Source organism: Halogeometricum sp. S1BR25-6 (assembly GCF_031624495.1).
Lineage (GTDB): Archaea > Halobacteriota > Halobacteria > Halobacteriales > Haloferacaceae > Halogeometricum > Halogeometricum salsisoli.
The window spans coordinates 622,487-647,890 of sequence record NZ_JAMQOP010000001.1 but is presented as its reverse complement, the minus strand read 5'-3'; the positions used below and the strand labels follow the sequence as shown (position 1 = coordinate 647,890).

The 25,404-nt window shown below is 54.7% G+C and carries 21 protein-coding genes, 2 tRNA genes and 1 pseudogene; 10 read left to right on the top strand and 14 right to left on the bottom strand.

The window, feature by feature from the left end; all coding sequences use genetic code 11:
- Positions 1-11 precede the first annotated feature (11 nt).
- Genes NDI76_RS03430 through NDI76_RS03405 form a run of 6 tightly spaced genes read left to right on the top strand, consistent with a single transcriptional unit; the run spans position 12 to position 7,698 of the window.
- Positions 12-455 carry a hypothetical protein gene (locus NDI76_RS03430; protein ID WP_310922612.1) on the top strand — a complete coding sequence of 148 codons (444 nt, stop codon included), beginning with the start codon at positions 12-14 and terminating at the stop codon, positions 453-455.
- Complete coding sequence (locus NDI76_RS03425) at positions 452-4,456, top strand: hypothetical protein (protein ID WP_310922611.1); 4,005 nt, start codon at positions 452-454, stop codon at positions 4,454-4,456. Before NDI76_RS03430 ends, NDI76_RS03425 begins: the two co-directional genes overlap by 4 nt.
- Positions 4,457-4,458: 2 nt before the next feature.
- Complete coding sequence (locus NDI76_RS03420) at positions 4,459-5,580, top strand: PglZ domain-containing protein (RefSeq protein ID WP_310922610.1); 1,122 nt, start codon at positions 4,459-4,461, stop codon at positions 5,578-5,580.
- A complete protein-coding gene (locus NDI76_RS03415; protein WP_310922609.1) occupies positions 5,577-6,740 on the top strand; it encodes an ATP-binding protein in 1,164 nt (387 codons plus the stop codon). Before NDI76_RS03420 ends, NDI76_RS03415 begins: the two co-directional genes overlap by 4 nt.
- A complete protein-coding gene (locus NDI76_RS03410) occupies positions 6,737-7,276 on the top strand; it encodes a GNAT family N-acetyltransferase (RefSeq protein WP_310922608.1) in 540 nt (179 codons plus the stop codon). Before NDI76_RS03415 ends, NDI76_RS03410 begins: the two co-directional genes overlap by 4 nt.
- Positions 7,277-7,314: 38 nt before the next feature.
- Positions 7,315-7,698, top strand: coding sequence for a hypothetical protein (locus tag NDI76_RS03405; RefSeq protein WP_310922607.1), 384 nt, complete (start codon positions 7,315-7,317; stop codon positions 7,696-7,698).
- A 742-nt stretch (positions 7,699-8,440) separates the two neighbouring features.
- On the opposite strand, the pseudogene NDI76_RS03400 reads toward NDI76_RS03405, so the two are convergent.
- Positions 8,441-8,854 (bottom strand): annotated as a pseudogene (locus NDI76_RS03400) (ArsR family transcriptional regulator).
- A 197-nt stretch (positions 8,855-9,051) separates the two neighbouring features.
- On the opposite strand from NDI76_RS03400, the gene NDI76_RS03395 reads away from it, so the two are divergent.
- A complete protein-coding gene (locus NDI76_RS03395) occupies positions 9,052-9,588 on the top strand; it encodes a DUF7342 family protein (protein ID WP_310922606.1) in 537 nt (178 codons plus the stop codon).
- Positions 9,589-10,008, top strand: a complete 420-nt coding sequence (locus NDI76_RS03390) for a toxin-antitoxin system TumE family protein (RefSeq protein WP_310922605.1) — start codon at positions 9,589-9,591, stop codon at positions 10,006-10,008. It begins immediately after the preceding gene.
- 28 nt (positions 10,009-10,036) lie between these two features.
- Here NDI76_RS03390 and NDI76_RS03385 read toward each other — a convergent pair whose 3' ends face one another.
- Both NDI76_RS03385 and NDI76_RS03380 read right to left on the bottom strand, forming a co-directional pair.
- On the bottom strand, positions 10,037-10,930 hold the full coding sequence (locus NDI76_RS03385) for a tyrosine-type recombinase/integrase (protein ID WP_310922604.1): 894 nt from the start codon (positions 10,928-10,930) through the stop codon (positions 10,037-10,039).
- Positions 10,930-11,124, bottom strand: coding sequence for a hypothetical protein (locus NDI76_RS03380; protein ID WP_310922603.1), 195 nt, complete (start codon positions 11,122-11,124; stop codon positions 10,930-10,932). The genes NDI76_RS03385 and NDI76_RS03380 overlap by 1 nt, the downstream gene beginning before the upstream one ends.
- Positions 11,125-12,063: 939 nt before the next feature.
- Between NDI76_RS03380 and NDI76_RS03375 the strand changes: the two genes are divergently transcribed.
- The gene (locus tag NDI76_RS03375; protein ID WP_310922602.1) at positions 12,064-13,014 is read left to right on the top strand and encodes a hypothetical protein; all 951 of its coding nucleotides are present in this window, start codon (positions 12,064-12,066) and stop codon (positions 13,012-13,014) included.
- Positions 13,015-13,053: 39 nt separating this feature from the next.
- Here NDI76_RS03375 and NDI76_RS03370 read toward each other — a convergent pair whose 3' ends face one another.
- The 8 genes from NDI76_RS03370 to NDI76_RS03340 form a co-directional block, all read right to left on the bottom strand.
- The gene (locus tag NDI76_RS03370) at positions 13,054-13,554 is read right to left on the bottom strand and encodes a type II toxin-antitoxin system VapC family toxin (RefSeq protein ID WP_310922601.1); all 501 of its coding nucleotides are present in this window, start codon (positions 13,552-13,554) and stop codon (positions 13,054-13,056) included.
- Positions 13,442-13,774, bottom strand: coding sequence for a ribbon-helix-helix domain-containing protein (locus NDI76_RS22565; RefSeq protein ID WP_425498317.1), 333 nt, complete (start codon positions 13,772-13,774; stop codon positions 13,442-13,444). Before NDI76_RS22565 ends, NDI76_RS03370 begins: the two co-directional genes overlap by 113 nt.
- The gene (locus tag NDI76_RS03365) at positions 13,775-14,038 is read right to left on the bottom strand and encodes a hypothetical protein (protein WP_310922600.1); all 264 of its coding nucleotides are present in this window, start codon (positions 14,036-14,038) and stop codon (positions 13,775-13,777) included.
- Positions 14,039-14,704: 666 nt separating this feature from the next.
- Complete coding sequence (locus NDI76_RS03360) at positions 14,705-15,706, bottom strand: hypothetical protein (RefSeq protein ID WP_310922599.1); 1,002 nt, start codon at positions 15,704-15,706, stop codon at positions 14,705-14,707.
- 1,753 nt (positions 15,707-17,459) lie between these two features.
- Positions 17,460-19,115 carry a DUF7845 domain-containing protein gene (locus tag NDI76_RS03355; RefSeq protein ID WP_310922597.1) on the bottom strand — a complete coding sequence of 552 codons (1,656 nt, stop codon included), beginning with the start codon at positions 19,113-19,115 and terminating at the stop codon, positions 17,460-17,462.
- Positions 19,116-19,466: 351 nt separating this feature from the next.
- On the bottom strand, positions 19,467-20,297 hold the full coding sequence (xerA, locus tag NDI76_RS03350; protein WP_310922596.1) for a site-specific tyrosine recombinase/integron integrase: 831 nt from the start codon (positions 20,295-20,297) through the stop codon (positions 19,467-19,469).
- Between the two features lie 130 nt (positions 20,298-20,427).
- Positions 20,428-20,502, bottom strand: a tRNA-Ile gene (locus NDI76_RS03345).
- Positions 20,503-20,606: 104 nt separating this feature from the next.
- Positions 20,607-20,679 (bottom strand) — tRNA-Asn (locus tag NDI76_RS03340).
- A gap of 145 nt (positions 20,680-20,824) precedes the next feature.
- Between NDI76_RS03340 and cca the strand changes: the two genes are divergently transcribed.
- On the top strand, positions 20,825-22,219 hold the full coding sequence (gene cca / locus NDI76_RS03335) for a CCA tRNA nucleotidyltransferase (RefSeq protein ID WP_310922595.1): 1,395 nt from the start codon (positions 20,825-20,827) through the stop codon (positions 22,217-22,219).
- A gap of 9 nt (positions 22,220-22,228) precedes the next feature.
- Here cca and NDI76_RS03330 read toward each other — a convergent pair whose 3' ends face one another.
- From NDI76_RS03330 to NDI76_RS03320, 3 genes are all read right to left on the bottom strand, one after another.
- Positions 22,229-23,245, bottom strand: a complete 1,017-nt coding sequence (locus tag NDI76_RS03330) for a histone deacetylase family protein (RefSeq protein ID WP_310922594.1) — start codon at positions 23,243-23,245, stop codon at positions 22,229-22,231.
- Complete coding sequence (locus NDI76_RS03325) at positions 23,246-23,677, bottom strand: histone family protein (protein WP_008387242.1); 432 nt, start codon at positions 23,675-23,677, stop codon at positions 23,246-23,248.
- A 163-nt stretch (positions 23,678-23,840) separates the two neighbouring features.
- Positions 23,841-25,331, bottom strand: a complete 1,491-nt coding sequence (locus NDI76_RS03320) for a single-stranded DNA binding protein (RefSeq protein WP_310922593.1) — start codon at positions 25,329-25,331, stop codon at positions 23,841-23,843.
- Between the last annotated feature and the right edge of the window lie 73 nt (positions 25,332-25,404).

Sequence of the window (25,404 nt, the reverse complement as noted above, 5' to 3'; positions counted from 1 at the left end):
TCCTCCAGCGAATGAACGCCCTCAAAGACGCTGTATCAGTTGAGAAACTCTCGACTATTCAGAGGGAAGCAGTAGACCAAATCCGAGAATACAGAGAAGACGATGCTCGGTTCATCAACCTGTACGGCCCGAAGAAAGCCGGGAAAACGTTCCTCTGTTGGACACTTCAGAGATCGGAAGGATGGGAGTATCATCCGCAAATGCCGGATACAGCTGACGAACCAGTAGTCATCTATGACCATGGAGATGCTGACCGTATGGCAACACGAAAGTTACGGACGCATGCCAGCATCAACGGGCTTGCGACAGCCGTCTACGTGACCCAGAAGCCGGCAGAAGAGGTCTTCCCAAGAGTCGAATTGGCCCCCGAAGAGAATCACTACGAAACTGTACAATCGAACTGGGAGTCGCTGGGACTACCAGTCGAACATGCACCAAATCAGGTACACCAATGAGCGGAAAACAACTCACTGACAGCGTTGGCGAAGTGTTTGACCTCGTTAGAAAGAGCGAGGGCATTATCTCAACGTTCAGCGCAAACGAAGTCGCAGAGGAACCACAAACAGTTGAAGCCGAATACGAGCGATTCGCAGATACTCATATCTCTCTCGGAGATACAGATGGGTTTGAGGATCGAGTTTATGAGTCACTCGTCAATAACGAAAAACCGACGAAAGGCTACCTGTACGGCCCATTTGGCTACGGCAAAACTAGTACATCAGTCAGTATCTGGAAGGAAATAACTGATAACGATGTTATTGCTGTTCCTCCGTTCACCCTCACTTCGTTCACAGCGATCATGCGTGCAACCCATGGGTGGATGCGATACGAACTAAGCAACAAGGCCCCGGGGTACGTCGATGAATTAGAGGAGATAAAGGACCGATACATCAATCAAGAGTTGGAAGCGTACGCTGAGAAGAAGAAAGATGAGTACCAATTCCAAGACAAGGACCAACTCGTGGAGATGTTCCACGAGATGGAGCGTAACAACGACCTAGACCTCAGTATCCAAGCGGACACCCTCATCGACTTCTTCAGTGAGTGTACTGACCTCGCCCTGAGGGCTGATTTTGACGGGCTTCTTGTCCTCGGTGACGAATTCCAGCAATACTTCAAAAGCGCAGATAACCGGCAAGACGCCGAATCACGATTCCGAAATCTCGTGTTCGGGCTGCAAGCGGGTGCGAAGGTGCAGGATGAGTTCGGACTGTTCATCTCGATGCCCGAACAAACGAAGAGTACTCTCGACGCTCATGCCGGTGACGTGCTAAATCGTCTGGAACGCGATAATCTGACGCTTAATCTCAAGAATGTTTATGGGAAGGACTTCCCGTCTGAACTCTGGGATAGATATGCGCAAGAATACCGATTCGCAGACCGGCAACATGATGTCATCAGTCAGCCTGCACTGAAGGCTATTGGTGAAATCTGTTCCCGTGAAGATCTCAGCAACGGTCCGCGAACTGTTATCGATATTTTCCGTATCGCAATCAAGCAGTACCAGACTGCGGGAGAATGTTTCACGGTTCTCGACCTCGCCGATGCCTTCTATGAAGGCGAAGTCCGCTACCAAGGGTCGTCGACAAAGATCCAGTCAGCCATTCAGGATGCTCTCGATCATTCTATCGTTGACTCAGAAAAGAAATCGCAATTTATTCGCATCTGTGCAGTATTCCCTGAGGAAGGGATTCCGGACTCAGTCGTCGAATCCTGGGGCCTCAGAGAGGCAAGAGAAGATCTCTCCAAAGCCCTGCATGGTGAGGTCATCAAAGTCGTTGCAGAAGGATACACGCTGATTGACGTTACTGCCAGAGAGGGCCCGGATGACATCGTTCAGCAACTTATCCGTGACTTCTGGCGGCAGTACGACACCGAGCACGTCAACGCCACCTATGCGATGGAGGCGTTCGCTAATGATCTCGTCTGCGGCGAAATCTTTGAACCCATTCGTGGGAAGCTCCGAGGATGGGGAGTCGGAGACGGACTCAACAACTACGAGCCGACACTGTACAAGCGTAGTGACTTACGGGGAACTTTCAATACGCGCTATCCCAAGCGGATCGCCAGCCTTACCGCCACCGATCCAGCCCACGAAGAGGAGATCGGAAACCACGACGACCTAGGCAAAGGATACGGAACCCCCGATATCGCGTTTAACTTCGTTATGGGGTGGGAGAGTGAGGAAAATCCAGTCACACCGCGTATTGAACGGGAATCTGAGAGAGAATACACGTTCATAGTTAACGGTCGGAAGACATTCGACTCTCTGCCCGAGACCCTCGATTTCCTGCGGGATGCGATGGATCCGAATGCGGTCACTCCGTTCTTGATGCTTGCGCTCGTAGCGTATCTAGAGCAGGACGATACGGAAATGGACGCGCAAGAGGAGAACCTTGTCGAACACTTTAGTGACAAACTCCTCAGCGTAGCGCTGAAGTCTCTGTTCGATGAAGAGCTCATCGACAACGCTCCATTCGAATTACAACGAGCAGGGAAACGAGCAGTCGAGGGGGTGTTCACAGAAGCGATGCAAGAGATCTATCCCGAGTACCACACCATCATCACCAGCACGCAGTACGAGACGATGATGGACGACTACTTAGACTTCCTCAGTGCGCTCGAAACTACCTCCAAACGCCGGGGATCGAATACAGTTGAGGGTACGAAAAAGGACATTGCAGCACTGTTTGGCCTGAAAAACACCTCACCTTTCGACGGTCGGATTAGTCAACACTACAGTGACATCCTCACCGTTGAGGACAGTGATTCGGATAATTTCATCGTTCGTGCTGACCTTCACCCACTTGAAGAAGAAATTCTGAATAGGCTAGAGAAAAGTAACGGCGAACAAATCTCGATACAGGAAATCGATAAGTTCGCAACCAAATACGGATACCGTGAGGAGGAAGTTGACGTTATCCTGCAGTTCCTCCAGCAGCGAGGACTCGTCGAAAAAGCTGATTCAGATGCGGCACTCACACTTCTTGAAACGGATGTCAGTATTGGTGATGTGCAGACTACATTCAGAGAGTGTAAGAAACTCCATGATGCGGTTATCTCACTTGACGCGGACTTCATGCCGGAAGGGGTAACAGAGGAGTTAGACGCTGTCGAGGGAGACTTAGAGGAGGCACATCCTGACGATGGAGAAAAGCTGGAGTCGTTGCAAGTCAGTGCTCGTCACGTACGGGAACGACTCGCTCAGCAAGTCGAATCGCTTCACCAGCGGTATCTCTCTGAATGTCAGGACGTCGAGAAAGAAGCTAACCGGGAACGCCGTCGGATCAATCCAGACCATCTTGACGATCCGATTGAAGGGAGTGTAGAGTTCGTTGGCGTACTAGATGACGCTCGACGAGAACTCCGTGCAGAATATCAAGATATCAAGCAGCGAATTGGAGAGATAAGTGACGACCTAGAAACAGCGGTTGCTCAGTACGATGAGCCGACAATAGGGAACACGAAGCAACTTTACCAAAAATCGACGGATGCCCGCGCTGAACTGGATGAGATTCGAAAAGAAGTTTCCGAAAGCGATGATGGAAAAAGCCTCGAAGACCTCGCAGATGCCGTTGAACGATGGGGAATCTTCGCTGACCAAGTGGCGAACGTTCGACGGAAGATCATGGACTACGCTCGAACGTTCGAGGAAGATGTAGATGAAGCAGAACAGATCGAGAACTTCATCGGACAAGTCTCTGAGCACTTCACAAATGACTGGGAGGCAGCCCTTCAGAACCGAGAGGGGTTCGAAGAACAACTCGACCGAATCGAAGAATCGTACGAAGCCCGACGTGCGAATCGGCGGGAGGTCTTCCAGAAGAAACTAGAGATCCTGAAAAGTATTCTCGATGAAGCGACCGGTGGTTCCTCTCGCGGTCTCAGACGGGCTCAATATCCATTCATCGAGAACCCTGATGAAGCGCGTCGCGGTCTTGTAGAAGACTTTGAGGAGGAGTACCGCTCACAGGTCATCGAGAAGGCCAGCGAAATGCTGACGAAGGCATTCCAAGAGATCGAGTACGCCCGTATTGTTGGTGTTGATTCCGGGGCGGATGCAGACCCGAATGAAGTTGGTGAACGAATCGAGCACACCGAAGCAAAGGTCTCTAGTTTAGAATCAAAACTGTCTCGGTTTACATTCACAGACATTCAAAATGATAGCGAGCTCTGTTCCGAGTTAGGCAATGAAGGACAGACGGTGCTGGAAAGCGCCCAAGAGCTTCGAGAGGCTTCAGGTGAATTCCGTCGTGAGTCCGAACCTGATAATAAAGCAGTCCAGGAGTTGCTAGAACGAATCAATGACCACCGACAGGTGGATTTCAAGGAACTTCTCATGGAGTACCACGAAGATGGAGAAGATCTCTCACCAGACGAACTGCTCAGCCGGATGGATCAGCTGTTCAAGCATAACCAAATAGATATCCAGATCGCCCGCAGACGCGGGAGGTAACCATGCCTACATTCACTGAAATCGCTGAGCACGCAAAAGTCAGTCCAGTGGTCTGTTCGTTACCGAAGCTTGCGAGTTTTTACCTTGACGACCTTGCCGTCTATACTTCACTTGATAACTTTCATCACGATCTATACGACCCTGATTACCGCTTTGAAGAGGACGTAGTGATCGATACAGACGAACATCATCCAGACTATGTGCGTCTGAGTTGTGATGAAGAGCCTGTTTCACCACAACTGAATGAGGTCGTTGATTGGAGTGACCGAGAACATCATGACCGGCTTCGACGAGAACTACTGCCCCAGTCTGGTCTTAAAGACTACATTCTCCGCAACGTGATCGGCGAAACCGTCGTCGTGCTTCTTATCGTTGATGGGCTCTCCTACGAATCAATTCGCACGACGAATCTCCCTGTACAACCGGTAATTGTAGACGGGATCACAACGACGGAGCCAGGTTTCAAGCGTATCATCTATGGAAATGACAATGTCTCGTTATACAGCGAACTTCTTCACAAGAAAAATTTCGCTAATAAACTCGGATTCACATACTGGGCTCGAGGACAAGAAGAGCTCTCAACAGATCTCCATGCCTCGATGGGCAACGACATCCGCCGTATCCGAGATTTCTCTGAGGCTATTGAATATCTCTCAAACAATTCCCCACTCACCAACCGCACGTACATCCAAATCACGCGGATGGGTCTCGACCAAGAATCTCACAACAAAAAAGAGGCACCCAATCAGGAAGCCGTCATAGAGAATATCGTTGAAGACATTCGGAAGCTTGAATCGGAGCTGTCTAAGCAAGAGAGAAGCTACAAGATATTCGCAACATCAGATCATGGTATCCTTTGGCGGACACAACTACCGGACAGACCAAACGTAGTCATAGATGACTATAAGCATCAGCCCAGATATGTGACTGGTCGTGAAAAAGTTCCACACAGTATGACGCTCACGGATTCAGAGGGAGAAATCGTGTCTGGGCTTGCATACCCCTATCTCGCCCGCGATTTCAAACATACCGAGTGGGGCGTTCACGGCGGATTTTCGTACTATGAGTCCGTCGTACCACTCATCGAACTTGCTAGCAAACACAAAGATGGTGATTCAAAGTGAATTTGTTCATTGGTGAAAGTCTCGACGACGGTAACGAAATGTATATCGACGCATCGTCGGCTCGTTCCATCCTTGCATGCGGTAAACGAGGTACTGGGAAGAGTTACACAATGGGGAACATTATCGAGGAAATCCACACAGAGACCGACGATATAGTTCCGCTCGTTATCGATCCCATGGGAATCTATTGGACGATGACCGAGGAAAACGACCGGCAACGTGATCTCATATGGGATTGGGGAATGTCCGAACAAGGATTCCCGGTAAACCTACTTGTTCCAGGTACTCCCGAAGAAAGATTCGGTGACGAAGTCCTGCAGGAGCTTGAGAGTCGTGGCATCGACGTGAACCCGCTACTCCTCAATCCGTCGGATATGACACCAGATGGATGGTGTGACCTCTTCGACCTAAACATCAACAAGCCAATGGGAATTGCTCTCTATCGCTCTGTTCGAGAGTTGAGCGAAGAAGATGCAGAGTTTTATCTGGAAGATATTATCCAGAAAATCGAACGCGACGGAGGCTCATCAGACCGAACTAAGGAAGCTCTTTTGAATCGGCTGGAAATGGCCAATGATTGGGGAATCTTTGCTGACCACTACCAGGATCTGTGGCGCACCTTCGATGAGGACAGGATCAACGTACTGGATATGAGCGTCATCGATCCAGGCCGGTACGGGCTCCGGAACCTCGTCGTTGAAGTGCTCGGAAAAGAATTATTCCGGCAACGTCAGGAAGCCCGTCGCCGTGAAGAGATGGGCCTATCGGTAGAGATCCCGAAAGTTTGGTTATTTATCGATGAAGCTCACAACTTTGTTCCGAGTGGGTCATCATCACTTGCCAAAGACACCATTATCCGGTGGGTGAAAGAGGGGCGGCAGCCCGGTTTGTCCATCGTAGTTGCAACACAGCAACCGTCAGCGATAGATAGCAACGTGTTGTCCCAGTGTGACATTATCCTCTGTCATAAGATCACTACTAAAGAAGATATTCAATCACTTGACAAACTCAGCCAAGACTACATGGGGAACAACCTGAAAACCTACGTCAGACAGATCGACAACGTTGGTGAAGCTGTTTATGTGGATGACGATGAGGAGACGGTTGAAATGGTAAAGATGCGACCCCGGAAGAGCAAACATGGAGGTGGCGAAGCATGACTCTGGTAGATCAACAGCCACCTACTAAGTCATCATCCCCAAATGAGGAGGATCGACATCCTACACTATCTGATTTTCTTGTTAAGACAGTAGACAAAGAATCAGATAGGCTGGGACAACTGAACGATTTCTTCAATTCGCCGCAGATCAAATCAGAGCTACACTGGTTCACACACCGTGATACGCTGGAAAGAGCCGCAGTACGAAACGATCGGAAGTTGTACTATTATCGACCGTTCGATGAAATTCTCGGGGGGCTAATGGTGTGGTGCGAATCACGGGTTCTGGAGGATCACCAAGCACAAATCCGACTAGTCGCAGTTCATCCAGCATATCGCGAATACGGTATCGGTCGATACCTTGTGAAGAGTGCTATCAAATTTGCAAAGGTGTGGGAGAAATCAACAATGATTGCGGACGTTGCTGCTGACGCATCAGCAGTCGGGTTCTGGAAAGCGTGCGGATTCCATCAAGTCGATCAGTACCAAACAAAAGGCGGTCGAGAAATGTATCAAATGCAGCGTCGGATCAACTAATAGCAGTCTTTATATCCACCTTCTTACTGGACTTATTCATGTCAACTCAGTCTTCACCAACGGAACGACAGACGATCTTGGAAATATTTGACGCTCCAGATTCAAATACCAGTCAGGTGTATACCTTCGAAACATCCGAACTCACGGCACAATGTCCGTTTGATTTTGGGGGACCGGACTATTATCAGTTTGAGCTCCGGTATGTTCCGGACAAACACTGCCTGGAAAGCCGAAGTCTGAAGCAATTTTTAGAATCGTACCGTGACACGGAAATCACGGCCGAAGAGTTGGGGGCAGAAATGTTCGCCGCTTTTCAGCAAACTGCTGAACCTGCCAAGATGTACCTTCGGCTCGAACAAGCTCGACGAGGAGGCTTGGAAGAAACAGTAGAATTCGGGGAGCGTTCACTATACAGGGGATGACTGGATCGCTGGTGATAGGACATCGATATAGTTTTTAATAAAATAATAGTATAAATACAACTTTTCTTCAACCGGTGATCTACTCGTTCGCCTCTATAGAGATAGTAACCGGATGAGAGACTTTCACATCGTTTCGGCTGAACGAAAATATCTTAAATACGGAATTATCTGTGTCTTGAACGAGTGTTGTGGTAGATCTGTCTTCAACACGAAAAATCCCATAATGACTGTATCCCTGGTTAGACAGGGGTTCTAAATCGATGTGGTTACAGTTCGTCAATTCCCCAATTTCAACAGCTTTTCCTCTTATTGCTTTAACGTCGTTTTTCCGGTGATACCTCAAGAGGTACGTAATATCACCGGATTTCCCATTACGAGCTCGTTCCTCCGAATTGCGGTGAGAATCAATTTCTACCAACGATAGTGATTCGGAGGAGTCATTTGCTGAATCTTCCATCGTAGTTGAGTACTCTAACTACACGAACACACATAGCTGTTTGTTGACCTTTGTCGACTGAGGTAATGTTACTAACATACGGCGCTCGGCGTCAACCGGTTGCCGTAGTGCGATAAGAATAGAACGTCGGTTTCGACGTCTTTGCGACGGAGAAGATACGCGCTAATCGTCGGTACACTTCGGGGAAATAATCGCGTCCGATCTTTGTTCCCCTTGCCCTCCCCCTGTATTCAGTACAGTGTTAACAAACGGGTTCAGCAAAGCCGTCTTAGTAATACTCAGAGGTTACGCTTCGTCGGAACTGTCGTACCTGTTCTCGATCTCTCTTTCGCCGGCGGATCAACTCGTCCACACCCTCCGTGAGCGCTACCTCTCCGAAACCCGTCGCTCGGTAGTACGTGTGCAGTCCGTCTTGTCCTCGCTCGGTCCGCTGACGCTTCTCGACGAGACCGACGTCGATGACCTTGTTGAGGTGGTAATGCAGGATGATGTCGTCGATATCTATCGTCTCTTCAGTTCCTTGGGGCTCATGTCTCCGCTATGGACGAGTCGATACAGGATCTCGTATCTCGTACAGTGTCCAACGGCAGCGTGCATCCCGAGGTACTCCTCAAGGCTGAGGACGCTCTCCTCCGGGAGCAGACTTTCCGGATCTTCCGGGATGCTATCGCCGAGCCTCTGAGTGCCGTTCCTCGTCATCTCATTTCGTGTACGAACGAGCGGCTCTTAGATATGCTCAACCCGAGAACTCTCGGAACCCTCGACAGTATCTTGACTCATCCAGTACCCGACGATATCGACGGTCACAAGGGCGACGAAAGGACCGCCATCGATCGAATGGCGCAAATATCTGAAATAAGAGAAAATATATTGTAGACAACCGCGTAGAGACAGATATGGCCGAGTTCGACCCGGTATCCAATTCGGAGGAGACCGACCCGGGACGGCGACACTGGCGGGAGACGACCGACACGTTCGGCAGGGTCTACGACACCGTGCTCGGCATCACCGAACTCACATCGTATACCGAAATCGCGAACGTCGCCGACTGCTCGCCGAACGCGGCGAAGAAACACCTCGATCGGCTCGCGGAGATGGGGATCGCTCGCGCCGACCGAGAGAGCCGACCTGCGCGATACGAACGGAACGACAGTTACCTCGAGTGGCAGGAAGCGAGCCGCATCGCGGACGAGCTCTCAGTCGAAGAGATCATCGACCGGGTGCAGCGACTCGAGGTGCGACGCGAGGAGTTCGAGGAACGCTTCAAGACGAGCGATCCGTCGTCTGTCTCGGTGTTCGAGCAGGAGGACCACGACGCAATTCACGAGCGGATGGCCGCCGTCAGCGAGTGGCAGGCAATCGACCGAGACGTCCGTCTCTACGAACTCGCACGCCGGATGGCCGAAAACGACGGTCACATTCTGCCCGCGTAGATGACTCCACCATCGGACGACTCGCCGTTTACCGGCCCCTCGGATCGACAGACGCTTCGACTCCTCGAACGGATCCTGTCCGACGATCCTCTCGTAGCCACAACAGAGTACGAGCCAGACAGTTACGAACCGCGACGGCTGCGAGTTTGGTTCGATCACGATCGGTACCCACCCGCGATTGAAAATGCGCGGTTAGACCTCCGCTGGTTCACGACGGGCGATTTCTCTCTCCACTACGTCGAAACCGTGAGCGACGGCGAACGCTGGGAGTGTCGATGGGACCGCCACCCGAATCCCCACAACGCACGAGTACACTTTCATCGACCACCGGCCGGCGAGGAGGTCGAGGATCTCACGCTAGAATCGCATCATCCGATCGACGTCGGGTCGACGGTCCTGGCCGCCATCGAATGGGAATAGCGGATCAGTGGTCCACCGACGATCCGGGTTAGTAATCGATGTAGTACTTGTCGTGCTCGCGCCCCAACTCGTCGGGCTCCATCCGCAAGTAGATCATCGTCGAGCGGATATCATCGTGACCGAGGAGTTCCTTGATCCGGTAGATGTCTGCTCCGTTCTCCTTGAGTCGCTGGGCAAACGTCGCGCGGAAAGTGTGCACCTTCACGTTACGCTCGATATCGGTTCTGGCGACCGTCCGTTTGACCAGTTGATACACGCCGTTCGGCGTCAACCGGTTTCCGTAGCGTGACAGGAACAGAGCGCCGGTCTCAGCATCTTCGCGACGGAGGAGATACGCGCTAATTGCATCGGCGCACTCCGAGGAGATGATCGCGGTTCGGTCTTTGTTCCCCTTACCCTCCCGTATCGTCAGTCGTCGCCGTTCGAGATCCACGTCGTCGATGTCGAGATTCGCGAGCTCCGACTTCCGAATTCCGGAGGAGACCAACACTCGGAAGATTGCTGTGTCTCGGTACGTCCTCGCAGCAGCGAGGATTTCGCGCACTTCGTCCGCAGTCAACGGATTCGGTTCCGTGCGCTTGCGGGGAAGGTTTCGACGTTCGGACGTGGCGAGTTCGTCGCCTCGGCCCAGGTAGTCGAAGTAGTACTCGACCGCTTTCATCGTGTTGTTGATGTGGCTGTTCGAGTACCCCTCGTCCATCATCTGCTCTTTGTGTGCCCACGCGTCGGAGGGCTCCGGGTCAAGCAGCCGGATTTCTCTCAGGAAGGCTCGTGCCATGCACCGATGCTGGTCGACCGTCTTCTTCGAGAGAGACTGGCGGACGCGGAGGTAACTGGCGAACTCGTCTAACCGCTCCGTGAGTTCGTACTCGTCGATCGGGTTCGAGTCCTCTATCGGAGGGGATGCATCAGTAGTACTCATCAGAACCATCCCTCTAGAAAGTCTGGGGACCGGAGTGCCTTGAGGTAATCCGGGTTTTTCCGGATGTAGAAGCGCAGGGCGCGCCGTACGATCTCAGACTCTGTTTCGGCCGATTCTTCGATTGCTGCTTTCAGGAGGGCCGCTTCGTCGGCGGGGAGCCGACCGGCGAAGGCCTCTGACGTTTTTGACGTCATACTCTCCAAGATACGTTGTCGAGTACATATACGGACCATTAGAATTGGTAATTGGTGAATTGGTGTTCCCCAATTTAAGTCATCGAGTAGACAGTGCTTCGGTACTGGCTGTGATTACGATAACAGTATCTACACTCTCTCAGCTCACTGAGTGAATTCGGCGTTACCGACACCAATCACAAGTGCCGATTCGAATACTCACCTCCCAATTCTGGGTCCTATTCAATAATTCAGAGTCCTATGGTCGCTTAGACGGATAGTAAGCAGAAATTAGATCGGGAGTGGTTCGGGAAATGGTAGGAGGACTCAAAGAGGACCAATCAATTGGACCAGATCAGGAATCCCGATTAGATGCTCTATGGCATGAACGGGATTCTGCAGAGACACCAGCAGAACAGTATCCGTAGATTGGGACCGTCGTTAGCTAGATCTCAGAACAGTCGATAGCTCATCCGATGACGATTCCACCAGATCAGGAACAGCAACTAGCTCGTGATATAGAAATCCAAGAGGACCGGATCGATAACGCATCCTCGACATACCACCCCGCCAGTAGTGGTAGAGATAGGCCAAATCACATTCATGCCTGTCAGGCGGAGGTAACAGGGTGTAACGGCTCGATTTGTGTATCCACGTTTCGGGATCTCCTGAACCACCGTTCTACTGCCAAGAACGTACGTTACAGTCTGTTACTCGTGAGTGCGAAGGTTCATATTCAGATTATTTGATATGCTGCTAATGTATCGGTTTACCCTAAGCGAGATCGACCGTGAACGGGCCTACCACCAGGCAGTTATTCAGGGTGCTGACGACTTAGACTCGCTTCATTGACGACCGGTGTCGTCGGAAACCTCTGATGTTCGCGGGAAACCAGAAGTGGGGATTCTTAATGACAAAACTAAATGCTTCTCAAATGAACGAATTGGGCTGTGAGGATATATGAGCGGTAGTCAACAACTGTTCCTTGACTCAGATGAATTCATACCGGGCCATGACCGCTTCGAGTCACGCCCTTACAAATCTCATACAGTTGATATAGAGATTGACTTTGAAAAGCCCTCATTTGAGATAAAAACAACAGTTAGAAAGGAGGATACCGTGGGAACCAGCTACTCTGTATACGTATACGGAACACCTCACTCCACAGATGAATTAGTAGACCTGTTAGATTTTATCACTAGAGACAAGCCAACACAATCCGAAGAAACAGCCCGTTTCGATATCTCTCTTTCAGTGGGACATTATCATGACCGCCGAAACAAGACGAAAAAAGAGATCAACCATCTCCAATTCTATGCTAAATGGAACCGAATCATTGTCGAGACTATGAGCGGCGAAAATCCGGTGATACCTTACTACAAGGTCACTCAATATAACTCTCCGGACGATCGAGAAAATCTCAAACAACTCCAGTCGTATGCAGAGAAAGTAAAATCACGCTTACAGAGTGACCCTTCATCTGAACTATCTGAAGTTGAGTCTGAGACTGTGAATAAGCTAAATGAGATCAAATATGGGAATGAAGTTCTAACTCACTTGTCGGATGGTGACCAGTGCTTCGACAGTGAGCTACTATATCCTGCTCTCAGCTCGTATATCCATGCTATCGAGTGGGCTGCAATTGCCTATCTTCAATCAGAAGCGGACATCGATGTCATTGAAGAAGAAACAGAAGGAAATCGTTTGTACTACTTTGCAGGGAGAGATGATTCCGTTATTTCACAGCTGAAGAAGAGTGCTACAGTCGATCAAAAAACTCTGTCAAGAATCGAAGAAATGAATCGAACAGAGCGCCGATGGATGGCCCATCATAAGTCAGGCGACATACTTCATTCAGAAGTTGTCTCTATTCGGGAGAGGTTGCTAAAATTACTTGAACAACTATTCTAACCAATCGGGTGATGTAGAACCAAAATACTCAGTCGTGCTCTACTCCTCACTGTCCCGCAAATCTCGCGGGTCCACGGTATCGATCTCCTCGATAGTCGGGTAGAGCGTGTCCGTTGAAACGAGTGTCTCACCGAGCACGTCCGCCGCTCCGAGGTGAATAGCGTCGAAGAGATTCAGTCGGTCGTAGCGCCGCTGTAGCGCGCCGCCTGCAGCGACGTGTTCGGTTTCGAGCGGAACGAGTTCGATTCCCTCCTCTTGGAGTGCTTCGTGGACCGTCGTGAGGCGCTCGCGACTCCACTCGTCCTGCATGGCGTACTGTACTTCGATGCACGTTGAGACGGACGTCTTCGGATCGTCGATTACATCGAGGTCGACGACGGAACTTAGCCAGTCATCGGCCTTCAGAACGGCGAGAACAACGTCGGTGTCAAGGTACACGCTTGCGGTCCAACCGTTCTTTGATGTCCTCTTCAGCACGTTCGGATGTGAGTTCGTGGAGTCGCTTCTGGTGCTCCTCACGAACGACGAGTCGGGCTCCATAGCGGAGCGCTTCGGAGCGCGACCCAAAGTGACCCTCTTCGACAAGTCGGTCCAACTCGGCAGCGAGCTCTGACGGGAGCGACACCGGGACAGATTTTCGGTCGGTACTCATCGGTATACAGTATGTATAGAGCACGTATAATCTTACCGTCGGTAAGATGCCACTGGCGAGATACCGTTGGTAAGTTGATGTCGTCCTGTTTCGAGGAGAGTGTCTCATTCAGAGAGTTCCCGACGGACCACTGAGACTCGTACTCAACTGGAATATCTCGGATATCGAGTGTTTTGATAATCCCTCACCGGTGAGGCTTCTTCGCTCTTCGGCAGTCTCTATCAGCTCGTCGAACTTCCCGGTCGGATGAGCGACCAAGTCCTCCCGTATCTGTAGTGTAAACACTATCGCCCGGTCGATAGCTTTCGACTTGGTGTTCTCGTCGAGCGCATCAGTCAGAGTGCCGAGGCAGTGTTCGTACTTGTCAGTCATTCTGAGTCGTATTTGCACACATCTTCCCGAAACCGAGCTATAGGCGGTTACTCATTTCGAGAGACTAGTTAAAGAAAGGCGAGTCTGGCAGCTCGATTGTGCCGACATCCCAGAGATCCTTTGAGAGACCGACCTGTTGCTCCGGTTTTACATACGTCGTCTCGTTGGGCGTGTGCAGTTTCGTGGATCGGCGTAAAACCGGTGGGTAGTGTGAGAGAATAGTAGGTAGGGGTCTAAAAGACTGAGAATGAATACCCTCGACCGTATGAGTGGAGACGACAGATTAAGCTATGTCGCTGTTACCGTCTTGACTAAATTCATGGAGTTGAAGTTGTTTTTTCCTCATCTGGCTTGCCCTATATAGGTACGTAAAATGCACCTCACAAAGCAACCAGAATTCAGGAAGGTTATTTCCAGCAGAAAATGTCATATCACCCATCCCTCTAGTAGTTTCCAACTTCCAAGTCGCATACTTTGCGTGTGCCCCACAAAATGCACAGAGAATTGGATCGCTAGCTCTCCGTCGCAGATTGATAACGCATGTGTTGCATAAATTTATACTACGACTCTCTCTTCCAATGAAGCGAAAAACTTGGTTCTGTATACTTCCAGCCCCACAATGTGCGCAAAATTGATCCTGATTTACTTCTGCCAGAGGATTAGTCTTCATGTGAAATCCGTCAGTTCGTAATTTTCGCCAGATTCAGTCGCTTTAACGACTGTTCCCTGTTCCTTGTTATATTCGAGATATCCTGCTGCTTCCAACTCTGACAGTCGGTATTCAAGAGACCCTTTCTGAGTTTTGAGTATACGAGTCAGTACGTCCATATCAACCTCTCCTAGTTCTTGAACTAGACTTACTATCGCCCTGTCTTTTGATAATCTATCCATCCATTCTTCTTCATCCCGTCGATCGTCAATATCCGATGCAATCGAATCAATTGATGCTTCGATGCTGGATGCACTATTCGCTAAAGAGTCCAAAGGATCAGTGTCCCAAATCTCATTAGATTCTTGTCTCTTTTTCAGAGAATTTATGTTTACTTCTCCAGTGAATGATCGTGGGATGCGGAATTGATCTTCACAGCGAATATTGTATTCAACTCTGGAAGAATCCTCATTTTCTTCAAGATAATCAATTATCTGGCTAGTATTCAATATCCACCTATTATCATCGTCAATAACAATTGGGAATCCAGCTGTATCTCCCGGTCCAAGACTCGGTACTTCCCATATTCTCTTATCGCCCGCAATATTCCAGTCCGCTCTTATATCATATGCAAAGTCTGATCCTGAATTTCGAACAACAAACTGAGCTGTGACTGGGCTTCTGCTGTCAATCTCTGCTGTAAGATACGGCTGGTACTGTTGCTCAAGAATTCGGGTTTGTCTTCCATAGAGAACCAATAAACTGAAAGACAGTGCTATAGATCCGAATGCACCAACAATCTGTGCAACTTGCGTAAGTTCACTGTTCGGTTCTGCAGGAACAAGATTAATACGACCCTGTATCTCAGCAACAGTGAGTAAGAGAGACAGAATAAGTACAGAATATCCTAACAAAACACCCTTACGGCTCCAAATGTAGTGTCTCGAACGTCTCAGTTGTTGACCTACCTCTTTGAGGTTACGTGGATAGTGCCAGTATCGCCTCAATTGTTTTTTCATCTGTACGTTATTATACGGTAGATATGTTCCTCAAGTCTTATGATTGACCATCTACAGAGAATGCGTCTTAACTCCGAGAGATTCAATCATTCTGGTTGGCATTTCCAGGAATGGATAGTAAATCGAAGAGCGACAGCATTTATTTCCCGATGGAAATGTTCATACCTGAACCAAAAAACAACCAGCGTCTGGCTCCCCATCTATCCGTTATCGTTGCTTGAAGACTCGAATGTTACGACTAAGAGTTTACTGACCGCAAATCGTGGTACAAGCACTATCTCCTAAAACACGCGCCAGAGGATACCAGTCTCTCTTCGACCCACACTGCCCAAAAAGTCAATATCCAAGCAAACGGCCTCAGTCGACGACGAGGAGCCTGCTATCGAAATTTTACAGTTTAAAGAATTACATGGATATCTGTAATTTATGTTAACTCTCAAGTGTCTGCCTCGACGTAGGCAGGTATTCATGTTTGCTATTAGAAATGTTTTTTATAATTCTGTAGTTTGAATAGATACAGAGCTGGCTCTTGAGAATCTACCCTGCGGAGACTCTTCAGCAGATATTTACTAAGAACGCATTCCAGCTAGAACATTTATATTCTAGTTTTGAGAATAGACAAACATGATATTTCTCCATCAGCTTGGTGGAGGTACAATTCAAGGGTCATGATATTTGGAAATGCCCGCTGTGTATTCACCCGCAACCAGAACCTAAGATTAGAAAGGTCAACTATAAGCATTTAAAATGAGTGACCTAGAAGATCGTCTTTGGGAGGCGGCGCAACGGGCAGCCAATCAGGTAGGAAGGCCAATCGGCCCAGTCGCTGAGAACCGATTGCGGTCTCTGATTAGTCAAGGTGCGGAACGTATGGAGTCAGAGGGGGTTGAAAATGATGAGTTGCGAATTCAGGAAGCAGAAGAGAACATCGCTAAGTTTGTTGAACGAATGGATATGGAAGCCTACGGTCATGGTCAAACTCCATTAGATAATTCCTCATTTGCCGCAGCACGGGATCTCTGCCCTCTATGGCCAATTTGTTGAGACGATAACTATGGGTAGTAGAGAACAATCGTTCAACTTCGCTCTTACTACAACTAAACAGCTGATTACGTTGTCCACTGGTCTAGTTGCGTTGACTGTTACATTTCTTACAGATGTGATCTCAACTGCTGATGGGATTACGCAAGCGGTCCTATGGTTAGCGTGGGCTTCGTTTCTTATATCGCTACTTGGAGGAATCCTTACGATGATGGCTTTAACAGGAGCTCTGGGACGAGATTCACCCGAATCAGAGATGGATAGGACTCCAACTATCTATGGAACTCCTATTCGGGTATTCAGCGGAATTCAAATGATTTCATTTTTACTTGGAATGGTTCTTACAGCGAGTTTCGGTGCACTTGCATACGGCTGACGAACAAAAGTGCAGGTAGACCTCCTTCAGCCGTGATTTTTCGCGCGATTCAAACATCTGGTTCGACTGTTTTAACTGCAGAGCGGTGCGGTGGTGCGGAGTATTTTGATCAAGTGGCCTTAGCCACACCTCTAACAGAGAACGAAACCCCTGCCGTTCGATTTCGTTCGGCTCCCCTTCGGCTGCCGAGCCTGAACATCTTCTCTCGACACCTCGTCGTCGGCAATGAGAGGTATAGCAGGGCCGTACAGCAGGCGAATCTATCCGGGAAAAGGGAGACCTGACAGCGTTACCACTACCCCGGACAGGTCGCCTATCGCAACCCGACCGGGGAAACTACCGTCTCAGCAATCGCCACGCCTCGACCGTCCGCACGCCGCGGTCCTCAGGCCGCCGATACTCGACGACGGCAGAACGGAACGCCGCGACGTCCTGCCTCGCGTCGGTCCAGAGTTCGTACGCGCGCTTCACGAGCATCGCTGGGTCAGCGTCGGAATCCCGATCTAGTTCGCCGAGACGGATTCGTTGGACCGCGTCGCCGCGGCTGTCGACTTCGACGTCGTAGCGAGCGCACCATGCGAGAAGCGCGCTCGTCCGTTCATCGAGTCCCCGTTTCGCCGACGCGAGCGCCTTCCCTGCGGTCTCGGCCGCTCGCTTGAACGACTCACGAGACGCCTCCGCCTCCTGCACCGCGTCGTAGACCAACTCCGCGACGTAGGTACTCTTCAGCGAGACGGACCCGTACTCGCGTTCGACCATCTCGCTCATTCGTCTGAGTGCTCGTCGGACGCTCTCCTCGTGGCGACCGTGACGGGCCGCGATATCCTTCGGCGATACCGTTCCGCCATCAGAGACCAGCGTCTTCAGCGACTCCCACTCGACGGGCGAGAGACCGTCCGTGAGAGCCCGAACGACGATACTCTCCTGCTCATGGCGGATGTGACTAAGATCGAGACTCGGTGGCTCCTCGGCGTCCTCGTCGACATCTGCTGGGAAGTAGGGGTCAGGTACGTAGGTTGCATCAGCCCCGTCGCTACTCGGCGTTGGATTGAGACCCGCGTCGATGAGCACTGAGTGAAGCGTCCGGTCCAACTGACGTCGGAGTTCCTCCAAGTCCTCGTCGGTCACACCGATCTTCCCATCCCATCGGCTAACCTGATACGAGACGCCGACCTTCGGGTGACGAAGCGAGTCGTCCTTCGACTTCGACCGGGCCTCGCGAGCGTAGTAGTGCTTCACCTCGACCGGGAATCGGTGAGAGGGGAATGCTTCTCGAACTCGTCGCGGACCCAGCGTGACGGTGTGGTAGTAGCCGGGAAGATTTCGGCCGTGCGAATCGTCGTCGTTCTGGACGACCTTGCGGTATCCCGTGCGGTCGTGTTCGAGCAGGTGGCCCATCTTCGCTATCGGACCGTCGCGTGCGTGGACCGGTCCCGACGCGTCACAGTGGATTCGAACGTACCGCTCGGCGTCCTGAACATTCGAGTACTCGTGCGGTTCCTCGAAGTACCGGCCGTTGATACCGACTGCTTCAGCGGCCTGACGCAGAAGCTCCTCATAGCGGAAGATGTCGATATTCGACCCGCTGACTTTGACGTTGATCCCCTCCTGAATCGGGACGTCGAGCGTACGGTGTTGACCACGCGCGTTCTCGACTTCCATGCCCGACCAGCGCGGAGCGAGGTGCGCGTTGAACGACTGCTGACCGGTCGGATCCTCTTCGGCGTGACGAGAAACCGCGAGCCGATACTCACGCATCTCGTCAAGACGGAACTCAGTTCCAGTCGGCGTTCTCGGACCGGGATGTACAATCCCTGAGTTCTGGTAGTAGAGTCGCACGACCCAACGCTCGCCGTCGTCGCGGAACTCGGCGGTCTGCGAGCCACCACCCTGCTTGACCCTGCGGTCGGCGGCGAAGAACGGGGCGAGCCCGTGCTCGTCGTAGAGGAAATTGGCGGATACCTCGTGCCAACTCGGTTCGACGAGTCTCACGGTCGACCTCCCCGACAGAAGCAAACCTGCCGGTGACCGAGGTGTTCCAAAGCCTCGGCGGGCGAGGATTCGACCGTCGTCTCGGCGGCGTAACCCTCAATGCGTTCACCCGAGTCGTTAGACACGCCGGACCACCTCGCGTGGTCGGCGCGCTCCCAAGTGGAGCAGTGGACCGACGAGGGCCAGATCCTTGGAACAGTGACAGGCCCTCTCGGTTGGCTTTCGACTCACGGTCGCCACCTCTTGCTTCCGACTGTCGAGTACCGCTTCCCCAGACAACCGGCTCCACAGCTGCGCGACCCCCGGACAAGCCAACCCGAAGAGAATCCGGGTCGAACCGCGCCACCGGATTCAGACGTCATCGACGTACCGGTCGTACTGCGTACTCAGCGCCTCCCCGCTGATGTGCAGGTACTTCATCGTCGAGGCGATGTCGTCGTGGCGCAGCAGCTCCTTTACGATCGAGATGTCCGCACCGTTCTCGATCATCTTCGTCGCGAAGTAGTGACGGAACATGTGGACCGTCACGTTCTGCTCGATGTCCGCCGACTCCGCCCGTCGCTTGACGAGTTGGAGTAATCCGTTCCGAGTCAGGCGGTCACCCGTTCGAGAAAGGAACAGCGGGTCGGCGTCGTCGTTCCGTCGTTCGAGGTACTGCCCGATCGCCTCGGCGCAGGTATCGGATATCTTCGCAAAGCCGTCCTTGTCGAACTTCCCCTGACGGATGAGAAGCGTCCGGTTGTCCAGGTCCGCGTCGACGACATCCAGATCGCACAGCTCCGACGCGCGCACGCCGCTCGAGGTGAGCGTCTTCAGGATGGCGTAGTCGCGGTAGGTGTCGCACGCGTACAAGATGCGCTTCACCTGATTCTCGCTGAGCGTCTCGGGCAGCTTCTTGGGGCGGTTGAGGCGGTTGAAGTCGAACTCCTGGCCGTGGAACTCGTAGTAGTAATCAATCGCCTTCATCGTGTTGTTGACGTGGCTGTTCGAATAGTCCTCGTCCATCAGGTGCTCTTGGAATTCCTTGGCGAGTTCCTGCGGCGGACGGATCTGCTCGTAGCGGTCGAGAAACACCTGCAGCATCGTCGCATGCTGGTGGATCGTCTTCTCACTCAGGCCGCGCTCGACTTTGAGAAACCGCCTGTAATCGTCTAATACGTCGTCTCGTTTGAGCTCGTACATTTTTGGTCTCCATGCGGTGACGACGAGCACTGAGGAACGTACCGAACGCTGTTGAGGACGGTCTCACGAGTTCCGAGCGGAGGCCACAGAAGTATCGATAGAGGCTCTCGAAGAACCTCCGTCGTTTCTATGGGCCCTGACGGATTCGAACCATCGACCACTCGGTTATGAGCCGAGCGCTCTAACCAGACTGAGCTAAGGGCCCGATTCGTCCTCACGTTCCCGGGGGCGCCTCTTTAGCGTTACCGTTGCCGTCGGCCGACCGCATGACGGAGCGGCCGCTTCGGGGGCGAGTTCGACAGGAAACGACGCCGTCGCCAGGACTCGAACCTGGGACCACCTCGTTAACAGCGAGGTGCTCTACCAACTGAGCTACGACGGCTCGGGCGTGCGTCTGCACTCAGTTGTACACCGAGGAAGTTTGATAGGGCTTTCGTTTTTACCCGACGGATGCGGGGTGTGAGCGTGCGACCGAGGCGGTTCGCACCGACACGCTTTCGCCCGCCGACGGACAAGCCGCGAGCGACATGCCCGAGTCGGACTCCGAGGAGCTATCGCGCGTCGTCGCCCGCGTCCGCGAGCGAATCGACCCGGACGCGGTCGAGCGGTCGGAGCTCTCCGAGGCCGTCGACGCGCTCTCGGTCCGTGTCGAGGCGGCGCTGGACGAGTTGGGCGTCGTGGCCGACATCGTGCAAGTAGGGTCGACGGCGCGCGGGACGTGGCTCTCGGGCGACCGAGACATCGACCTGTTCGTGCGCTTCCCCGCAGAGACCGACCGGGAATCGCTGGAACGCTACGGACTCGCCGTCGGCGACGCCGTCCTCCCCGATGGGCGAGAGGAGTATGCCGAACACCCCTACGTGACCGGCGAGTTCGAGGGGTTCGACGTGGACCTCGTCCCCTGTTTCGACGTCGAGGACGGCGCGTCCCTTCGGTCGGCCGTCGACCGGACGCCGCACCACAACGACTACCTGAAGAGTCGGCTGGACGACGAACTCGCCGCGGAGGTCCGGGTGTTCAAGCGGTTCCTGAAGGGCATCGGCGCCTACGGCAGCAACCTGCGAACGCGAGGGTTCTCCGGCTATCTCACCGAGTTGCTCGTGCTCGAACACGGTGGATTCGAACCGCTGCTCCGCGCTGCGGTCGACTGGCATCCGCCGGTCGAGTTCGACCCCGAGGACCACGGGACGCGGTCCTTCGACGACCCCCTCGTCGTCGTCGACCCGACGGATCCGACGAGAAACGTCGCCGCCGTCTGTTCGGCGGAGAACGTCGCTCGCCTACAGCACTACGCGCGCGAACTCCTCGCCGACCCGAACGTCGAGACGTTCTTCGGCGGCGACCCCGACCCGCTCTCGCCCGAGGGAGTCCGAGAACACGTCCGCCGGCGCGGAACCCACCCAGTGGCCGTCGTCTTCGACGCCCCCGACGTCGTCGAAGACCAGCTCTACCCGCAGTTGTACAAGTCGATTTCCGGCGTCGCGTCGGAACTCGAACGCCGCGGGTTCGAGCCGATGCGAACGGCGACGTTCGCGGCTGATAGGGCGGTACTGTTCGTCGAGTTGGTCACCGGACGGCTCCCGAACGTCGAGCGCCACGGTGGACCGCCGGTCCACGTCCGCGAGCACGCCGAGGGGTTCTACGAGACTTACGCGGCCGATGACACCGACGGCAGCGACACAGACGACAGCGACACCTACGGTCCCTTCCTCGACGACGACCGCTACGCCGTCGAGCGCGAACGCGAATTCACCGACGCCGTCGAACTGCTGGAGAGCAGCGCGCTGTTCGAGGTGGGTCTCGGTTCGCACGTCGAGTCGTCGCTGACGGACGGATACGAGATACTGGCCGGCGAAGCGGTCGGAGAACTCGCCGACGAGTTCGGCGTCGAACTCGCGCGGTACTTCGACCCGCGGCCGTAGGGTGAGACGTCAGTCGTCCAGTCCGTGCGCGTCGCGCAGGTCCTCGGCGAGCGAGACCGTCTCCTCGTCGGGTTCTTCCTCCAGTTCCAACGGCGAGCGGCCGTCGAACGTCTCGTGGACGATGGCGACGCCCTCCGAGAGCGTGTCGAGGCCGTAGCCGCCTTCGAGGACGAACGCGAGGCCGGCGTCGACGTCGTCCGCGATGCTCCGGACGCCGTCGGTCATCCGCGCGTAGCCCTCGGTGGAGACGCGCATCCGCGAGATGGGGTCGTGTCGGTGCGCGTCGAACCCGGCGCTGACGATGAACAGGTCGGGGTCGAACTGCGCTATCGCCGGTCGGAGCACGTCCTCGACGAGCAGTTGGTAGTCGGCGTCGCCCGCGCCGGCCGCCAGCGGGGCGTTCAGCGTCGCCCCCTCACCGTCGCCCGCGCCGCGTTCGTCTACCTCGCCGGTGCCGGGGTAGAGACCGTCCTCGTGGACCGAGGCGTAGAAGACGTCGCCGCGGTCGTAGAAGATATCCTGCGTGCCGTTGCCGTGGTGGACGTCCCAGTCGAAGATGGCGACCCGGTCGACGTCCAACGCGTCGGCGTCGAGGACCGTCTGCGCGGCGACGGCGGCGTTGTTGACGAAACAGAAGCCCATGGCGTCGTCTTCGACGGCGTGGTGCCCCGGCGGGCGGCCGAGCGCGAATGGCGTGTTCCGGGCGTCGGCGCCCTCGACGGCCGTGCGTGCGGCCCACTGGGAGAGGCCGGCCGAGGCGAGGGCGGCGTCCCACGTGTCGTCGGAGGCGACGGTGTCGGGGTCCCAGTTGCCGCCGCCGGACTCGCAGAACTCCCGAATCTCGGCCACGTAGTCGTCGTCGTGGACCGACGCGACGTCCTCGTCGGTGGCGGGCGACGGGTCGACGTACTCCGCGCCGTGTCGCTTCGCCAGCGCTCGGCGGATGGCCCGGAGACGGTCGGCCGTCTCGGGGTGTCGCTTGCCGGTGTCGTGTGCGAGACAGGTCTCGCTGTAGCCGAACTGCATCTACTCGAAGAGGGAGAAGTACGTCTCGATGTCCTCCGCCTGTATCGTCCGGCGGTCGGCGTGTCGAGCGAGTTTCGCCGCGGCACCGGCGACGTTGTCGGCGTAGTCTTCGAGGATGTCCGCGAGGGCGATGCGGGCGTCCATCGAGACGCGGTAGCGGTCGTCGACGTCGAGGCGTGCGATGCGGTCGATGGGGGCGATGGGGAGTTCGAGTTCGTTCCGCGGGACGACCTGTTCGACGCCGAAGTCCGACGCCATCAGGGTCTTCCGGCCGTCCTCGCGGGCGCGTTCGGCCGCGTCGATTGCGAGTTCCGAGCCGCGCCGCTGGATGCGGCGGGCGAGTTCCTCCGCCGCGTCGGCGCTGACCCGAAGGTCACCGGCGTTGCGACGGATGATCGTGTCGACCGGCGCGAACGGTAACTCGACACTCATACCCACATATGCCGGGCGTGCGGCGTATAATCCTTTCCGTAACGGCTCTCGGCGTCTCTCCGCGGGCGTGGCGGCGCGTCCGCTCGCCAAACGCACGTCGAACGGTCGGGAACACGACAGGTCGAGCGCCGAACGAGCGGGTTCGCGGAGCGGCGAAACGCCGTCAGCGCGTGACCGATTTGACTTCGGTGGCGTCGATGCGGCCCTCCCGAACCGGTCCGCGGACGGTCACCTCGGCGCCCAGTTGGAGGCTCTCGGTCGTCTCGACGCTCCGCGTCTCCGTCCCGTCGTCCAAGACGACCGGACTGCCCGACTGCACGACGGTGCCGGTGAACTCCTCGACGGTGCCGTCGCCGGGGTCGTCGGCCGCGCCGCCCGCATCCGTCTCTGTCTCGTCGGCGTTCGTGCTCGTAGCTGTCTCCGTCCCGTCGTTACCCGACGAGGCTCCGTCCTCGAACGCGTCGAGGCCGCGCGACTGCGACTGCCGCCCGCCGCCTCCGCTCTCGCCGCCCGCGTCGGTGCCAGCGTCGGTGCCGGCCGCGCCCTCGGGCGCCTCGTCCATCACCGTGACCGTCGAGCGCCACCCCGCGGAGGCTTCGAGGTCCTCCTGCCAGCCGTCCTGTATCTCCACGTCGGTGAAGACGACGTAGTCCGCGAGGTCGATGTCGGCGTCGGCCTTCTCGCCCCACATGGCGACGCGGATGTCGCCGGTACCGTCCTTCACGCGGACGTTTCGGACCTGCCCCTCCGACCCGTCGTCGCGGTCGAACGTCCGCTTGGGGTCAGTCTCGATGACGCCGCCGGCGATATCGACCGTCTGGTCGAGTTCGAGCGACGCGATGTCGGTCGTCTCGGGGACGTACTCCACGTCCTCGTCGAGTTCTTCGACGGTTCCGCGGTTGCCGACGTGCAGTTCGAGACTGCCGTCGCGTTCGCGGACGTAGCCGTCGACGACTTCGACGGTGACGCCGGCGTCGAACTCCTCGGCGAGGTCGGCCTTCTCGTCCCACAGCGTCACGCGGATGCGACCGGTCGGGTCGCCCAGCGTCAGGTTGGCGACGCGACCCTCGGAACCGTCGTCGCGGTCGAACGTGCGGACCCTGTCGGTGCTGAGGACGCGCCCTTTCAGGTTCACGTCCGACAGGCCGAGCGAGAGGTCCTCGACGCGGTAGCTATCCTGCGTCTGTACGTCTATCTCGGCCTCCGAGTCGGGTTCGACCTTGTCGACGCTGACCTCGACGCCGTTGTAACCGTCCTTGGGCCGGCCGGCGATGCGGAGGACCTGTCCGACTTCGAGTTTCTCGACGACGTCCTCGGCCATCGCGTCCCACATCGAGATGCGGATACGACCCGTCTCGTCGGCGACTTCGACGTTGACGACGCGGCCGTCCTCGTCCTCGCCGTCGCGTTCGAACGTGCGGAGTTCGCCGACGCTCATCACCTTCGCGAGGAACTTCACGTCGTCCATGCCGGGTTCGATGTCGGCGATGCCCTCGACCTCCTCGTCGCGGAGTTCGTGGGCGAGGAGCATCGCCGCCGTCTCCTCGTCGGCGAGGCCGCCCATCTGTTCGACCTTGTCGTTCACGGCGGCCTCGAACTCCTCGAACGGCACGTCGGTGTCGAGGTCGTCGTACACCTCCTCGATGGCACCCATCTACGCGGCACCCCCGTCGCGGTATCGGCGACGCACTTCGGTCCGGACGGCACTGTCCGGGGTTCGGAGCGGA

Bases quoted from the DNA above. Each gene is read 5' to 3' on its own strand.
- NDI76_RS03430 (WP_310922612.1), top strand. From the start codon at position 12: ATGAACGCCCTCAAAGACGCTGTATCAGTTGAGAAACTCTCGACTATT.
- NDI76_RS03425 (WP_310922611.1), top strand. From the start codon at position 452: ATGAGCGGAAAACAACTCACTGACAGCGTTGGCGAAGTGTTTGACCTC.
- NDI76_RS03420 (WP_310922610.1), top strand. From the start codon at position 4,459: ATGCCTACATTCACTGAAATCGCTGAGCACGCAAAAGTCAGTCCAGTG.
- NDI76_RS03410 (WP_310922608.1), top strand. From the start codon at position 6,737: ATGACTCTGGTAGATCAACAGCCACCTACTAAGTCATCATCCCCAAAT.
- NDI76_RS03405 (WP_310922607.1), top strand. From the start codon at position 7,315: ATGTCAACTCAGTCTTCACCAACGGAACGACAGACGATCTTGGAAATA.
- NDI76_RS03395 (WP_310922606.1), top strand. From the start codon at position 9,052: ATGGCCGAGTTCGACCCGGTATCCAATTCGGAGGAGACCGACCCGGGA.
- NDI76_RS03390 (WP_310922605.1), top strand. From the start codon at position 9,589: ATGACTCCACCATCGGACGACTCGCCGTTTACCGGCCCCTCGGATCGA.
- NDI76_RS03385 (WP_310922604.1), bottom strand. From the start codon at position 10,930: ATGAGTACTACTGATGCATCCCCTCCGATAGAGGACTCGAACCCGATC.
- NDI76_RS03380 (WP_310922603.1), bottom strand. From the start codon at position 11,124: ATGACGTCAAAAACGTCAGAGGCCTTCGCCGGTCGGCTCCCCGCCGAC.
- NDI76_RS03375 (WP_310922602.1), top strand. From the start codon at position 12,064: ATGAGCGGTAGTCAACAACTGTTCCTTGACTCAGATGAATTCATACCG.
- NDI76_RS03370 (WP_310922601.1), bottom strand. From the start codon at position 13,554: ATGGAGCCCGACTCGTCGTTCGTGAGGAGCACCAGAAGCGACTCCACG.
- NDI76_RS22565 (WP_425498317.1), bottom strand. From the start codon at position 13,774: ATGAGACACTCTCCTCGAAACAGGACGACATCAACTTACCAACGGTAT.
- NDI76_RS03365 (WP_310922600.1), bottom strand. From the start codon at position 14,038: ATGACTGACAAGTACGAACACTGCCTCGGCACTCTGACTGATGCGCTC.
- NDI76_RS03360 (WP_310922599.1), bottom strand. From the start codon at position 15,706: ATGAAAAAACAATTGAGGCGATACTGGCACTATCCACGTAACCTCAAA.
- xerA (WP_310922596.1), bottom strand. From the start codon at position 20,297: ATGTACGAGCTCAAACGAGACGACGTATTAGACGATTACAGGCGGTTT.
- cca (WP_310922595.1), top strand. From the start codon at position 20,825: ATGCCCGAGTCGGACTCCGAGGAGCTATCGCGCGTCGTCGCCCGCGTC.
- NDI76_RS03330 (WP_310922594.1), bottom strand. From the start codon at position 23,245: ATGCAGTTCGGCTACAGCGAGACCTGTCTCGCACACGACACCGGCAAG.
- NDI76_RS03325 (WP_008387242.1), bottom strand. From the start codon at position 23,677: ATGAGTGTCGAGTTACCGTTCGCGCCGGTCGACACGATCATCCGTCGC.
- NDI76_RS03320 (WP_310922593.1), bottom strand. From the start codon at position 25,331: ATGGGTGCCATCGAGGAGGTGTACGACGACCTCGACACCGACGTGCCG.